We start from the raw sequence: 13970 nt of genomic DNA, 5'->3' as shown, positions 1-13970 counted from the left end.
CCTCACGCCTCCCCAGCCTCGTCGCTGGCGCAGTTCCGCGCCAGCGACTCCCTCGCGTTCCGGTCGCGGACCGACGGTCCGCTCCCGGGCGCGCCCGTTTTTTACTCGAGATCCGGTGCCCGCTCGCCGGCGGGAACCACCGTCTCCAGCCAGTTCTCCTCGGGCGGAAGCGGACACGCGAACGTCTCGCTGTACGCACAGAAGGGGTTGTACGCGAGGTTGAAATCGACCGTGACGACGTCGCCGTCCTCGAGTTCGTCGTCCGGCTCCAGCTCCATGTACCGTCCCTGGTGGTACGTCTGTTGGCCCGTGGTCTTGTCCCGGAACGGGACGAAGATCGCCCCCTCCTCTCCCTCCTGGCGGTACCCGGCGAGGGTGTACGTCTCGCCGGCGAGTTCGAACTCGAAGGTCGCGATCCGCAGGTACCGGACCGGGTTGCTCGCGGTCGTCTCCATCTCCACGGGCTCGGGCTCGTCGTGGACGGTCACCGTCGCCTCGACGCGGTAGTCGGGGCCGGGCGAGAAGTACGCGAGCCCGTCGAACTCCTCGCGATGTTCCGGCGGGATCGGCGACTGCGGGTGCTCGGCGAAGAACTCGTCCTTCTCCCGACGGTTGGCGGCGAGCCGGTCGGCGTATGCCTGGTCGCTCATGACCGTATCGAGACGCGCCAGCGGCTTCAGGGCCGCGATTGCGGCTTCGTGTCCTCGAAACTCACAGCTCCCGGAGGTCCGCCAGACACGCATCGAGATCGCGCGTGGAGGTCGCGAGCGAGAAGCCGTCCACGCGGGCGAGGTCGCCGGCGTGCTCCCAGAGGTCGTCGGCGTCGATCCCGTGGAGGACGACCGCGTTCGGGGTCGGGCTGACGACGCGCATCGCGACGAGCGGCGATTCTCCACGGGTGACCCGCGTGAACACGAGCGCGCGGTTGGTAGACTGGCCGTACAGCCGGTAGAACTCCTCGCTCGACAGGCGGGTGATCGCCTGGATGGAGTCGATCACGGTGTGGCCGTTGACGCGGTCGCGGTCGCCGCGGACGACCTCGGTCGCGCCCATCGCCTCGTAGAAGTCCTCGAGCGGCACCGCGGTGTCGTACTCGCGGAGGTCGTGGACGATGTCGCTCTCGAACCCCGCCGAGAGGACGCGAGCGTACTGGCGCAGCCGGCCGCCACCCCGACGCTCGTCGATGTCGAGCAGTCCCTCGACGGTCCGCCGGACCACGCCGATCCCGGGGCTCTCCCGGCGGCCGCTCTCGTAGTCGGAGACCACGGAGGAGGACACGCCGAGCTGGTCGGCCAGCTCCGTCTGTGAGACGTCGAAGTCGGTCCGCCACTTCCGGAGCGTCGCTCCCGGATCGTCGCTCAGCGTTATCTCGCCGGCGATCCGGCGGGAGAGCTCCTCGCGTGCGGCCTCGCTCATTCGTCCGATCCCATGCGTGAAGCCCGCAAAAGGCTACCGTTCGGCCACCGTTGGTCGTTTCCGACGGCGAAGCACCGACGAGCGACCGCCCGCACCGCGCTATTCCAGGTACAGCGAGTAGACGATCACCGCGAATCCGGCGGCCGTCAGCAGGCTGTCGATCGCGATCCCCACCGCGAGGTCCGCGCCGATGAACTGGTGGGAGACGCCGGCGATCAACGCCCCGACAGTGATCACGCCGAACCCGATCCCGAGCGCCCGCAACGAGGGATCGCCGGTTCGCTCGTACGCCCGGAGCGCGTAGTAGGTGATCATGCCACCCAGTACCAGGATGGCGGTCTTTGCCACGATTATCGTCAGGTCGATGTGCGTTGTCATGTTTCCTCGCGAAGCTCGGACCAGAGGTCGGCCAGCCGTTCGTCTCGCGTCGGCTCGGGACGCTCGAACTCGACGGCCAGCTCGCGCCCGTCCTCCCCGTCTATCGAGACGACGACCTCCTCGAACGCGACGGAGTAGCGCGTCGTGTGCTGGCCGTCACGCCGAATGTCGGTCGACTCGTTCAACAGGGACGCGTCGGTGAGCTTCTCCAGTTTTCGGTACGTCGTCGAGAGCGGGATCTCGCACTCCTCGGAGAGTTCGCTCGCCGTCTTCGGCTCCGAGAGTGCGGCGACGATCCGCCGCGCGGCCTCGTCGGCCAGCGCGTCGAGCACCTCGGCGACGTCGGGTGGGTCCTCCTCGTGCGACGGATCCCGCACCATACCGGCGCTTTCGTGCGCCGACTCTTAAAGTATGAAACTCGGGCATACTTTTAAGACCCTCCCTCTGGAGAACCCAGGTGAATGCCCTCTCGGAGGACCGACGCGATCGACTTGACGCTCTCCCGCGAGGAGGCGTGGGTCGCGCACGCGGCGCTGCTCGACGCCTGTGAGCGCGCCGTGGACGACGGCGGGGACGCCTCCCCGTACCGTCGTCCGCTCGCCCACATCGAACGCGGGGACGAACTCGACGCGGACGGTACGGCGCTGTTGCGGGACGCGCTCGTCGACTACCTCGGCGACGCGCCCGTCCGCGACCGGGCTCCGGGCCGCGCGCTGCTTCGCCGGACCGACGACGCCGTCGATTCGGCTCCCCGACGCGCCTGAACTCTCCGTCTCCTCCGCCTCATCCGTCAGCTCCGTTCCCTCGGTCAGCGACGCCCCTCCGTTCGTCCCACTACGAGTCCGCTTCCACTCGTCCCGTCACGAGCCCGCTTCCATCGCCTCGATCAGGAGCTCCGCCACGTCGACGATCTCGACGTCCTCCTCGAATCCGCCGGTCTTCCGGCCGTCCTCGAACATGGTCGTACACATCGGGCAGGCGACGACGAACTTCTCTATCGCGTCGCCCGCGTCGGTGTCCTCGACCGCCTCGCGAAGCCGCTCCTCGCTCGGTTTTACCTCCTCGTCGTGTTCGGTCCAGAGCCCGCCGCCGCCGCCGCCACAACAGAACGAGTCCGACCGTGACCGAGGCATCTCGTACAGCTCCGCGCCGGTCGCACGGATCAGCTCTCGGGGAGCCTCGTACTCGTCGTTGTACCGGCCGAGGTGACAGGGGTCGTGGTAGGTGACGGTGTAGTCGAGCTCGTCGCCCGAGAGGCCGAGCCGTCCCTCGGCGACCAGCTCCTCGACCACCTGCGTCCAGTGGAGGACGTCTATTTCCCCCTCCGGATTCCACGGCTCCTCGCGGTCGAACGGCATCATCGGGTCGTCGGCGAACTCCGCGAAGTCGACCTCGGGATACTCGTTTTTCATCGTGTTATAGGAGTGCGGGTCCGTACAGACGATCCGCTCGAACTCGCAGTCCGCGAACGTCTCGACGTGATGGCCGGCGAGCTCGAGGTAGAGGAACTCCTCGCCGATCCGACGGACGTCGTTGCCGTCGTTCTTCTCGTCGTCGAACAGGATGCCGAACTCGACGCCCGCCTCCTCGAACAGTCGTGCGAGCGCCCGCGCGACCTTCTCGTTCCGGTCGTCGAAGCTCGGGTAGTCGCCCACGTACCAGAGGTACTCCACCTCCGTCTCGCGGGCGTCGTCGACCGTGAACTCGAGGTCGTCGGTCCAGTCGCCCCGGTTCGACTGCGGCTCGCCGAAGGTGTTCCCCTTCCCCATCACGTCCTGAAAGACGTCCTGGAGGTTCGAGTCGACCGCGCCCTCGTCGACCAGCTGGCGGTTCATGCGCGTGAACGAGGTGAGGTGCTCGATGTCGACGGGACAGGCGTCCATACACGCCATACAGGACATACACGACTCCATCGATTCGCTCGCGATCACGCCGCCCTCGTCGGCGACGATGGGGACGGTGCCGCCGTCGCTGGCGGCGACGGAGCTTCCCACGCCGCCGTCGGTCGCGACCGCCGAGCCGTCGCGTCTCCCCGCGACCGGGTCGTCGACCACGGACTCGCGGTACGCCTTGAGATCGAGTATCACGTCGCGCGGGTCGAGGTTTCGCCCGACGGTGTCGGCCGGACAGGCGTCGGTACACCGCCCGCACTTGGTGCAGGCGTCGCCGTCCATCAGCTCCTTCCAGGTGAAGTCCTCGAGGGACTCGGCGTTGGTGTGATCGAGGTCGGCGGGGACGTTCGGGAGCCGCGCGCCGGCCGTGTCGTCGCGGACGACGACGTTCGCGAACGAGGAGATCATGTGGAACGGCTTCGCGTACGGGATCCACGCGACGAACGCGAACGCCAGAAGCGAGTGGCTCCACCAGACGACGCCGTATATCGCCTCCGCGCCGGCAGTCGTTAGCCCCGCCGCCTCGAACGCCGCGGCCATCGCCATGCCGACGAAGCTCACCGTCTCGTTCGCGCGGGCCGGCTGGCCGACGATGCCGATCGCTTGGAGGACGAACCCGCCGACGCCGAGCAGGAACAGCGTCCAGACGAACGCGTCGTCCTCGAGCGAGGTGTGTTTACCCCACAGCCGCCCCTCCCGCTCCCGGTAACGCCGGTACATCGCCATCCCGACGCCGACGACGAACAGCAGGCCGAACGCGTCGACGGCGAACTGGTAGACCAGATAGAAGTCGCCGACCCAGAAGGACTCGCCGGCGAGCGGGCGGTAGACGTCGATGTCGAACCCGAGGATCGTCGTGGCGACGAGCAGGACGAGAAAGCCCCAGAGCACGAACGTGTGCATCACGCCCGCGTACGCGTCCCCGTCGAACTGGTTCTCGTTCGAGAGGACCGTCCGCGTCGCGGAGGCGACGCGGCCGGGGAGGTTCGAGAGCCGGTCACGCGGGTCCTCCCGTCCCCGTGCGTACGCCGCGAATCGGGCGTACACGCCATAGAGGAACGCGAGGATCGCCACCGCGGCGAGCCAGTAGAACGCGGCCTTCCCGACTGGACCGATCGTCCAGAACGTCTCGCGGGTGGCCGTCTGCAGCGCAGTCATGATCTATCACGGGCATACGGTCGGGTTAAAACTTGCCACGCGGGAGCCGGAGCCGATCGCCCCCGGCCCTCAGATGACCGCCTCGTCGTGGATCGGACCGCCGTCCCGATGCCGGTCAGACCGCCGCCGCCGCGGACGCGAGCAGCCCGACTCCGAACGCGAGCGCGAGGTAGTCCGCGGGTCCGAACGCCAACCGCGGGAGCGTCGGGTTCCACGCGAGACACCGCGCGGCGAGCGCGGTGCCCAGCCGGTCGGCCCGGCCGAACGCCCGGTTCGTCCCGGCGACCGCGATCAGCCGCATCCGCTCGTGGACGGGGAGCTGACCGCCGCCGCGGGCGCGGATCGCCTCGCGAGCGGCAAGCAAGTCGCGCCGGAGCAGCGGCAGAAAGCGGAACACGAGCCCGACGCCGATCCCGAGAAACGCGCCCGCTCTCCCCGGCACCGTGCGCTGGATCGCCGCTCGAGAGTCGCGAACCGGAGTCGCCCGCACGTAGGCCGCGGCGACGACGAGCAGGAGCAGGACCCGATAGCTCGCGAGCGCCGCCGCGCCGGCCCGGTCGACGCGGAACCGGGGTTCCCCGAGCGTCGCGCCCGCGACGAGGGGAGCGAGGAGGAGCACCGGGAGCGCGAACCGGTACGCCCACAGGTCATCGAGATCGCCGGCGGCGGCCCACAGACAGCCGGCGGCGAGAAGCGTGAGCGCCGCAAGCCCCCGCGGGGTCGTGTGGGCGTAGGCGGCCGCGGCGAACCCGATCTGGACGAGCAGCTTCGATCGAGGGTCGAGGCGATGGGCGAGCGAGTCGCCCGGGACGTATCCGAGTGTCACGCGTCGGGATCCTCGTCGTCGGGAAAGCGATCGTCGCCGAATCGCTCTCCTCCCCTCGGCACCCGCACGCCGAGTCCGGACAGCGCCGGGACGGCCTCCGCCGGCGTCCCGTCGACGACGACCCGCCCGTCGGCGAGGCCGACGACGCGGTCCGCGAGCCCGATCACGTCACGGAGGTCGTGGGTGACGACGACGACGCCGGTCCCCGCCGCGTGGCGCTCGCGGAGATGACCGAGCACCGACTCGCGGGCCGGCTCGTCGAGCCCGGTGAACGGCTCGTCACACACGAGGTGGTCGGGCTCCATCGCGAGCGCCCCCGCGATCGCGACGCGCTCGCGCTCGCCGCCCGACAGCGTCGCGATCCGGTCGTCCTCGCGGCCGACCATGTTCACCGCCTCGAGCGCCTCGGCGACCCGCCGGTCGATCTCCCCGTGAGAGAGTCCGAGGTTCTCCGGACCGAACGCGACGTCGCCGCCGACCGTGGCCGAAACCAGCTGATCGCGCGGGTCCTGAAACACCATCCCGATCGCGACGCGGGCGGCGACGAGGTCCTCCCCGACGGCCGTCCCGTTCACCGAGACGGTTCCCGAGTCCGGCCGCACGAGCCCGTTGAACGTGCGGACGAGCGTCGTCTTCCCGGAGCCGTTCGCGCCGGCGACGACGAGGAACTCGCCATCCGGGACGGTGAGGGTGACGTCGTCGACGGCGACGATCGTGGCGTCCCCTCGCTCCCCGATCGCTCCGTTGCCGGCGTCTCCGGTTCCCCCGTACCGGCACGTGACGTCCTCGAGAACGATCACGGTTCAGGCGGCCGCGATCGCGTCGGATCGGACGATCCCGACCGCGGCGGCGATCTTCAGTGCCTCCGCGGGGAGGAACGCGAGCGCGCCGACGGTGGCCGCCTCGACGGGGCCGAGCGAGAGGACGAGCATCAGGCCGGCGATCCCGAGCCCGTAGACGACGACGGTTCCGAGGACCATCGCGCCGACGAGGGTCGCGAGCCCGGCGGCGGCGGGATCGCGGAGGGCGGTACCGCGGTGGACGACCGCGCCGACGACGCCCGCGGCCAGCGGGTACGACCAGAGGTAGCCGGCGGACTGGCCGACGAGGACGCCGACGCCGGCGGAGCCGCCCTCGAACACCGGCGCGCCGAGCGCACCCGCGACCAGGTAGAGAACGAGCGCGGCCGGCCCCCACACGGGACCGAGGTAGATCCCGGCGAGGAAGACGCCGAGCACCTGGAGCGTCACGGAGACGGGCGAGATCGGGTTCGGGAACGTGACGTACGCGAACGCGCCCACGAGCGCGGCGAACAGCGCGGCGCGCGCGAGGTTGACCGCCGCCTCGTCGCCGACGAGGTCGACCGACTCGGTTCGGGTGGACATGCTCGCCGGTCTCTCGTAAACCAATTTTAGTATATCGGTTTACGTCGTCGGAGCGCCGGGACGACGGTTCGGGGACGATCCCGGCGGATCGGGTAGTCGCCGACACCCTTTTTCGCGCTCGCCGCCTCCTCCTAGGAGCATGGACGAGAAGACCGAGGAGCTCCGGGACCTCTTCGTCGACGCCACCGGCTCCGAGACGGTGACCGAGCGACAGTCGGAGTCGCCCGGAAGCCTCGTCGACCGCGACGACGACGCGGTCGAGGAGCGCGTCGCGGAACTCATCACGGCGATGCGCGAGCGGTACGATCTCGACTCGGGGCTCGAGGACACCGGTCTCGACGACGAGGCGTACGAACGCGTCGTCTACGGGTTCTTCGCGGGCGAGGACGACGGGTGGATCGCCGCCGACCTCGGCGAGGAACTCGACGACGACCCCGACGGCGCCGACTCCGGGATCGACGCACGGACGGTCCGCGACGCGCGCCTCGACCTCCACCTCGTCGCCGAGGCGGACCGGGACGCTCCCTTCGAGTACGCGGCGCTGAAGCGTCTGCTCGCGGCCGACCGGTCGGTCGAGGCAGCTGCGGCGGAGCTCGACGTCGATCCGGAGGTCGTTCGCGAGTTCGTTCCGGTCGCCCGCGCGGACCTGGCGTCCACGCGCGTGAACGACCGGTTCCGCGACGAGTTCCGCGGTCTCCTCACCGACGCGGACATCGAGGAGTCGCTCGCGACCGACGCACGGGAGGACGGGCTCCGTGAGGCGACCGAGGACATCGAGACCGACGTGTCGCTGTAGCGGCGGGACCCTCGTGATCGGTCGTTTCCTCGCCGTGAGCGGCGTCGACTCCTCGGTCGCGACAGATCCGACCGCACACACCTCACGCCTCCCCAGCCTCGGCCTCGGCGACCCGCCGGGGGGGCCGGCGGGTCCCCTCGACCTCCCTCGCGCGGTCCGCGAGCGCCGCGGGGCGGCGCTCACGGGCACGCGCCACCACGGAGGACCACGTCCGGGGATCACGTCCCGTTCGGCTCGCGGACCGCTTCAGCTCGCGGACCGCTTCGACCGTGACGCGTCCGGTCGGCCGTAACGCGTCCGGTCGGCCGTAACGCGTCCGGTTCGACCGACTCCTTATGTGTGAACCCGCGGCGATCCTCCCCGTGATCCCCTTCAGCGACCTCGCGGCCGCGGCGTACTGTCCCCGCCAACTCTACTACCGCCGGCGCGAGGACGATCGGGACCTTCCGACGGAGGCGACCGAGCGGATCGACCTGGCCGACCGATACCCGGAGTTGATCGACGCGCCGGATTCGGTCCTCCGACGGCTCCCGCTCCGCCGCGAGCCGGCCGCCTACCGCCGGAACCTCTCTCGGCTCCGCGAGCGCGACCTGTACGACCGGCTCGTCGACCCGACCGAGACGCGGGCGTTCCTCTCGGGACGCGAGTGTCACGGGGTCGTCCACAAGCTGCTGGCGGCCGTCGACGGCGGACCGCCGACTCCGGTGATCTGCTCGCCCGGCGAGCCGCCCGAACGCGGCGTCTGGGAGCCGCAGTCGGTCCGGGCGGTCGCGGCGGCCAAGGCGCTCGCGTGGGAGCGGGAGCGCGACGTTCCGCGGGCGGTCCTCGAGTATCCCGCCGTCGGCGTCGTCCGGGAGGTCAGGATCACGACCCGTCGGAAGGCGGCCTATCGACGGACGGTCCGGGCGGTCCGCGCGATCGCCGGCCCGCCGGCCCGCGTCGACGACGACCGGTGTACGACCTGCGAGTACCGGGAAGAGTGTGGGACCGGCCGTCGATCGTTGCGCTCGCTTCTGGGGTGAGCGGTGTGGGTTGGGTGGCGAGGGACGAGCGATGAGGGATGGTTGATGAGGGACGAGCGGTGTGGGTCGGGTGGCGAGGGACAGTTGATGAGGGACGAACGGTGAGGGATCGTCGCTCTCGACCGGGCTTCGCCGACGATCGGTCGGCGAGTTCGGACGCGAACCGTCCGTTTTATTATCCTGAGGACCATCCGCACGGGTACGAATGACACGAGACACTCGTGGTCGTTCGGAGGATAGAGCAAGTCGCCTCACGGCGGCTGGCCGTGAAATTCGCCGACAGTAACGCCCACGCACACGCCGACGCTCACGCCGACGCTCGGAGCTTCGTCCCCGACGGCGGCACCGACCGAACGACACCGACGCGGACCACGGAGAACCTTTTGAACCCGAACCCATTCACCGATCTCGAGGAGGTACAGCTACTGGACACGACGCTGCGCGACGGCGAGCAGATGCCCGGCGTCTCGCTCACGCCCGCGGACAAGGTCGACGTCGCCCGCGAGCTCGACGCCGCGGGCGTCCACGTGATCGAGGCGGGCTCGGCCTGTACCTCGGAGGGCGAACGCGAGGGTATCCGCCGCGTCGCCGACGAGGAACTCGACGCGACGGTCACCAGCTTCGCGCGCGGCGTCCGGTCCGACATCGACCGCGCGCTCGACTGCGACGTCGACGGCGTCAACCTCGTCGTGCCCGCCTCGGACAAACACGTCGAGACGAAGGTGGGATCGAGCCGCGAGGCGGTCGTCGAGACCACCGTCGAGCTCGTCGAGTACGCGAAGGACCACGACCTCTGGGTCGAGGTGCTCGGCGAGGACGGCTCGCGGGCCGACCTCGAGTACCTCGAGCGGCTCATGGGTGCCGGGCTCGACGCGGGCGCGGACCGCGTCTGCTACTGTGACACCGTCGGCGCGGCCGGCCCCGAGCGAACCGCCGAGGTCGTCTCCCGGCTCGCCGACCTCGGCCCGACGAGCCTCCACACGCACGACGACCTGGGCTTCGGGCTGACGAACGTCCACGCCGGGCTGAAGGCGGGAGCGGACACGGTCCACGGCACCGTCCTCGGCGTCGGCGAGCGCGCCGGCAACGTGGCGTTAGAGGAGGTCGCGATCTCGTTGGACCGCACCTACGACGTGGACACCGTCGACGTCGAGCGACTCTACCGGCTCTGCCGTCGCGTCTCGGAGGTGACCGGCGTCGCGATCCCGCCGAACAAGGCGGTGTGCGGCGCGAACGCGTTCGCACACGAGTCGGGGATCCACACCGACGGCACGCTGAAGGACGGGACGATGTACGAACCGTACCCGCCCGAGACGGTCGGCCGCGAGCGCCGGCTCGTGCTCGGCAAACACGCCGGCCGCGCCGGCGTCGCGGCCGCGCTCGCCGACCACGGCGTCGACGTCGACGACGACGAGCTCGGGGAGGTCGTCTCCCGGGTGAAGGAGCTCGGCGACCGCGGGAAGCGCGTCACCGACGCGGACCTGCTCGCGATCACCGAGGACGTCCAGGGCCGCGAGCGCGACCGTCACGTCGAGCTCGTCGACCTCTCGGCGACCTCCGGCGGCAACCTGCCGACCGCCTCGGTGCGGCTCCGCGTCGGCGACGAGGAGCGGGTCGCCTCGGGCACCGGCTCCGGCCCGGTCGACGCCGGCCTCGAGGCGGTCCGTGCGGCGCTCGCGGACGAGAGCGGCGGGGTCGACGCCGTCTCCTTCGAGCTCGACTCCTACCACGTCGACGCCATCACCGGCGGGACCGACGCCGTCGTCACCGTGGCGGTCGACCTCTCGCGCGGCGACCGGTCCGTCTCGGTGTCGGCGTCGGACGCGGACATCACGCGAGCCAGCGTCGTCGCGATGGTCGACGCGCTCGACCGGCTCTCGGAGCTCGCTGACGACGACCCGAACGCGGACCGGGCGGCGACGTCGGTCGGATCCGCGGACGACTAGATCCGGCCGGCGGAGCGGCGACGGAATCCTTCAGAGGTCCGAGTCACCTTCTCAGAGGATCCGACCGTCCTCGTCGGCGCGTCGACCGGTGATCACGCTCGGGGTGCCGCCCGTCTGGATGATGTTGAACGCGGTCATCAGGTCCGACCGCGAGATGAGTCCCACCAGCTCGCCGTCCGCATCGAGGACCGGCAGCCGTCCCACTCCGTGTTCCTGCATCACTCGAAGGGCGGACATCGCGTCGGTGTCGGCCGTAACGGAGGCGATGTCCGTCTCCATCACGTCCTCGACGCGGTAGGCGTCGCGCTCGACCTCCCGGACCTCGCGGGCGTCCTCGAGGGTGACCATGCCGACGAGGTCGCCGCCGTCCATCACCGGGTAGCCGGTGTGGCGCTCCTCGAACATCCGGCTCATCAGATCGGCGACGGACGTGGTCTCGGTCACCGTGTGGAGCCGATCGCGGGGCGTCATCACGTCCGCGACGGTGACGCCCTCGAAGACCGCCTTCAGCGTGGTCTGTTGGGCCTCGCCGGAGGCCGCCATGTAGATGAAGAAGGCGAGCACGATGAGGAGCAGCTGGAACGTCAACAGGCCGAAGACGCCCATCAGGAACGCGAACACCTTGCCGACCCCGGCCGCACGCTGGGTCGCCTGCGCGTGCGGCTGGCTGCGCGCGAGGAGCGCCCGCAGGACGCGGCCGCCGTCCATCGGGAACGCCGGCAGCATGTTGAATCCGGCGAGGACGACGTTCAGAACCGCCAGGTAACTGAACACGAAGAGCAGGGCGTCCGAGCCCGCGGGTGCGAGCACGAACACGCCGTAACAGACCGCGCCGACGCCGAGGCTGACTATCGGCCCCGCGACCGCGATCCAGAACTCGTGTTTCCAGTCCTCGGGGAACTCCGTGAAGCTCGCGAGCCCGCCGAGCAGCCACAGCGTGATCGACTCGATCTCGTAGCCGTACCGCATCGCGACGAGCGAGTGGCCGAACTCGTGGAGGAGGACGCCGCCGAACAGCCCGAGAACGGCCGCCAGTCCGAGCAGCCACGGGGTGGCTCCGACGCCGACCGCCGCCGTGTCGATGCCGGCGCCCAACGTCTCGTTCATCACGCCGGCGATGGTCTCCACTTCCGAGCCGATGAGGTACGCGAAGAGCGGTAACACGATCAGGAACGTCCAGTTGAGTCTGACCGGAATGCCGACGACGGTCCCGATCCGGAGTCCACGCATGCCCCGTCGTTGATCGGGCGGCCGTTTAATTGTTGACCGTCGACGGGCGGTCGATCGGCTCCCCGTGGTCGAAAGCGGGGGACTGAACCGGGGCGCTACTCGAAGGTCTCCTCGATCGCCTCCTCGAGCGCGTCGATTCCCCGTTCGAGTTCGGCACGCGTGGTGCAGAGCGGCGGCGCGATGAGGATCTGTACGTCCGGCCGTCCGTTCCCGAAGAGGGCACCCCGGTCGGCGGCCGCCTCCCGGACCGCGGCGACCGGGTTCTCCTCGTCGTCGTCCCCGGCCCACGGGTGGACGAACGGCTCGCCGGTCTCGGGGTCGGCGAAGACGACGCTCCAGAGGAACCCGCGGCCGCGGACGGTCTCGACGACGTCGTGGGTCGCCGCCAGCTCCTCGAGGCGGGACTCGAGCACCGGCGCCAGCTCACGCGCGTCGTCGATGAGGTGTGACTCGTACTCGTCGATCGCGGCGCGACCGGCCGCACAGGCCACGGGGTGTCCGGCGAACGTCTGTCCCAGGTCGTACCCCTCCTCGCGGACGGTCTCGCCGATCCACTCGTCGGCGATCACGCCGGCCAGCGGGGCGTACGCGCTCGTCACCCCTTTCGCGAACGTGATCATGTCGGGCTCGACGCTCTCGGTCTCGATGCCGAACCACTCGCCACAGCGGCCGAACCCGGTGATGACCTCGTCCGCGATCAGGAGCACGTCGTACTCGTCACAGATCTCGCGGAGCCGCTCGAAGTAGCCCGGCGGTGCGGGGTAGCCGCCGCTCGTTCCGCCGATCGGCTCCATCAGGATCGCGGCCACCGAGTCCGCCCCCTCGTTCTGGATCACGAACTCGACGTGGTTCGCCGCCTGCTCGGCCAGGTCCTCCGGCGAGTCGGCGTCGAACGCCGTCGGCAGGGGCGGCAGGAACTTCTCCGAGCCGGTCGTCGCGGCGTAGCGGCCGAGCGTCGAGCGCGTGCTCGGGTCCCCGGTGAGCGAGCCGGCGCCGGCGGTTCCGCCGTGATAGGACTGCCACCGGGTCAGCACCTTCGGGGCGTCCTGGACCGTCCTCGCGATCTGGGCGGCCGCCTCGTTCGCCTCGCTCCCGGACACCGAGAAGTAGACCTCCGAGAGCGAGCCGGGCGCGATCTTCGCGAGGTCGTCCGCCAACGCGTCCCGAACGTCGTTCCCCTTCGCCGAGGAGACGTAGGGGATCCGCTCCATCTGTGCGGTCATCGCGTCCGTGATCGCCTCGTTGCTGTGGCCCGCGTTCGTACAGTAGAGCTGCGAGATGAGATCGAGGTACGCGGACCCCTCGTCGTCGTACACCGTCGCGCCCTCCCCTTCGACGATGGTCATCGCCTCACCGTCCGGGTCGTGCCAGTGCGGTATCGCCTCCCCGTCCGTTTCGCCGCGCCCGGCGTGGGGTACGTTCTCTTGCATACGTTCTTCATGATCCTCTATACCACAATAAATCCATTTATGCCGGTCCGGAACGACGCGAACGGTATGAGCGAAGCGACCAACACCGACCCGGAACCGGTCGTCAAACGCGCGAACCAGGTCTCCTACGAGTCGGTCGACGCGGCGGAGGGTCTCCGAAAGGGGGTCCTCCTGGACGAGTCGGACGGCGCGCCGAACTTCGCGATCCGGCGGTTCGAGATCGACGCCGGAAGCGAGGTTCCTCGACACACCAACGCGGTCGAACACGAACAGCACGTCCTCGCGGGCGAGTACGTCGTCGGCATCGGCGACGAGGAGCACACGGTCTCGGCGGGCGACTCGCTTCTGATCCCCGCAGGCGTCGAGCACTGGTACCGCAACGAGGGCGACGAGCCCGGCGCGTTCCTCTGTGCGGTGCCGAACGGCGACGACACCATCGAGCTCGTCGAGTGAGCGGTACGCGTAGCGGGTCGACCGGACGCCGCCGGGAA

The 13970-nt window shown here is 69.9% G+C and carries 15 protein-coding genes; 5 read left to right on the top strand and 10 right to left on the bottom strand.

The annotated features are described in order from the left end of the window. Positions 1 to 101: 101 nt before the first annotated feature. From EAO78_RS13170 to EAO78_RS13155, 4 genes are all read right to left on the bottom strand, one after another. Complete coding sequence (locus tag EAO78_RS13170; protein WP_122106304.1) at positions 102 to 650, bottom strand: DUF1684 domain-containing protein; 549 nt, start codon at positions 648 to 650, stop codon at positions 102 to 104. 61 nt (positions 651 to 711) lie between these two features. Further along, positions 712 to 1416: a helix-turn-helix domain-containing protein gene (locus tag EAO78_RS13165; protein WP_122106303.1), complete on the bottom strand. Its 705-nt coding sequence runs from the start codon at positions 1414 to 1416 to the stop codon at positions 712 to 714. A gap of 99 nt (positions 1417 to 1515) precedes the next feature. Continuing rightward, positions 1516 to 1794, bottom strand: coding sequence for a DUF7521 family protein (locus EAO78_RS13160; protein WP_122106302.1), 279 nt, complete (start codon positions 1792 to 1794; stop codon positions 1516 to 1518). After that, the gene (locus EAO78_RS13155) at positions 1791 to 2174 is read right to left on the bottom strand and encodes an ArsR/SmtB family transcription factor (RefSeq protein WP_122106301.1); all 384 of its coding nucleotides are present in this window, start codon (positions 2172 to 2174) and stop codon (positions 1791 to 1793) included. The genes EAO78_RS13160 and EAO78_RS13155 overlap by 4 nt, the downstream gene beginning before the upstream one ends. An 81-nt stretch (positions 2175 to 2255) precedes the next feature. Between EAO78_RS13155 and EAO78_RS13150 the strand changes: the two genes are divergently transcribed. Then, on the top strand, positions 2256 to 2558 hold the full coding sequence (locus EAO78_RS13150) for a DUF7853 family protein (protein ID WP_122106300.1): 303 nt from the start codon (positions 2256 to 2258) through the stop codon (positions 2556 to 2558). Between the two features lie 96 nt (positions 2559 to 2654). Here EAO78_RS13150 and EAO78_RS13145 read toward each other — a convergent pair whose 3' ends face one another. The 4 genes from EAO78_RS13145 to EAO78_RS13130 all read right to left on the bottom strand — a co-directional run bounded on the left by EAO78_RS13145 (position 2655) and on the right by EAO78_RS13130 (position 7055). Then, a complete protein-coding gene (locus EAO78_RS13145) occupies positions 2655 to 4844 on the bottom strand; it encodes a (Fe-S)-binding protein (protein WP_122106299.1) in 2190 nt (729 codons plus the stop codon). A gap of 115 nt (positions 4845 to 4959) precedes the next feature. After that, the gene (locus EAO78_RS13140) at positions 4960 to 5670 is read right to left on the bottom strand and encodes an energy-coupling factor transporter transmembrane component T family protein (RefSeq protein ID WP_122106298.1); all 711 of its coding nucleotides are present in this window, start codon (positions 5668 to 5670) and stop codon (positions 4960 to 4962) included. Then, positions 5667 to 6470 (bottom strand): energy-coupling factor ABC transporter ATP-binding protein, encoded by an 804-nt coding sequence (locus EAO78_RS13135; protein ID WP_122106297.1) that lies wholly within the window; start codon positions 6468 to 6470, stop codon positions 5667 to 5669. Before EAO78_RS13135 ends, EAO78_RS13140 begins: the two co-directional genes overlap by 4 nt. 3 nt (positions 6471 to 6473) lie before the next feature. Then, on the bottom strand, positions 6474 to 7055 hold the full coding sequence (locus EAO78_RS13130; RefSeq protein WP_122106296.1) for a biotin transporter BioY: 582 nt from the start codon (positions 7053 to 7055) through the stop codon (positions 6474 to 6476). 139 nt (positions 7056 to 7194) lie between these two features. Between EAO78_RS13130 and EAO78_RS13125 the strand changes: the two genes are divergently transcribed. From EAO78_RS13125 to EAO78_RS13110, 3 genes are all read left to right on the top strand, one after another. Then, the gene (locus EAO78_RS13125) at positions 7195 to 7851 is read left to right on the top strand and encodes a hypothetical protein (protein WP_122106295.1); all 657 of its coding nucleotides are present in this window, start codon (positions 7195 to 7197) and stop codon (positions 7849 to 7851) included. A gap of 362 nt (positions 7852 to 8213) precedes the next feature. Next, the gene (locus EAO78_RS13115; RefSeq protein ID WP_238987696.1) at positions 8214 to 8873 is read left to right on the top strand and encodes a CRISPR-associated protein Cas4; all 660 of its coding nucleotides are present in this window, start codon (positions 8214 to 8216) and stop codon (positions 8871 to 8873) included. A 383-nt stretch (positions 8874 to 9256) separates the two neighbouring features. Next, positions 9257 to 10819 (top strand): 2-isopropylmalate synthase, encoded by a 1563-nt coding sequence (locus EAO78_RS13110; protein ID WP_238987704.1) that lies wholly within the window; start codon positions 9257 to 9259, stop codon positions 10817 to 10819. Between the two features lie 51 nt (positions 10820 to 10870). Here EAO78_RS13110 and EAO78_RS13105 read toward each other — a convergent pair whose 3' ends face one another. Further along, the gene (locus EAO78_RS13105) at positions 10871 to 12049 is read right to left on the bottom strand and encodes a CBS domain-containing protein (protein ID WP_122106291.1); all 1179 of its coding nucleotides are present in this window, start codon (positions 12047 to 12049) and stop codon (positions 10871 to 10873) included. Positions 12050 to 12144: 95 nt separating this feature from the next. Then, positions 12145 to 13479 carry an aminotransferase family protein gene (locus EAO78_RS13100; protein WP_122106290.1) on the bottom strand — a complete coding sequence of 445 codons (1335 nt, stop codon included), beginning with the start codon at positions 13477 to 13479 and terminating at the stop codon, positions 12145 to 12147. Between the two features lie 66 nt (positions 13480 to 13545). Here EAO78_RS13100 and EAO78_RS13095 point away from each other — a divergent pair, with 66 nt between their 5' ends. Next, a complete protein-coding gene (locus EAO78_RS13095) occupies positions 13546 to 13932 on the top strand; it encodes a cupin domain-containing protein (RefSeq protein WP_122106408.1) in 387 nt (128 codons plus the stop codon). Positions 13933 to 13970: the final 38 nt, after the last annotated feature.

Origin of the sequence: Halobellus captivus (genome assembly GCF_003697845.1) — an archaeon.
Lineage (GTDB): Archaea > Halobacteriota > Halobacteria > Halobacteriales > Haloferacaceae > Halorubrum > Halorubrum glutamatedens.
This window is presented reverse-complemented; position numbering and strand designations above follow the sequence as displayed.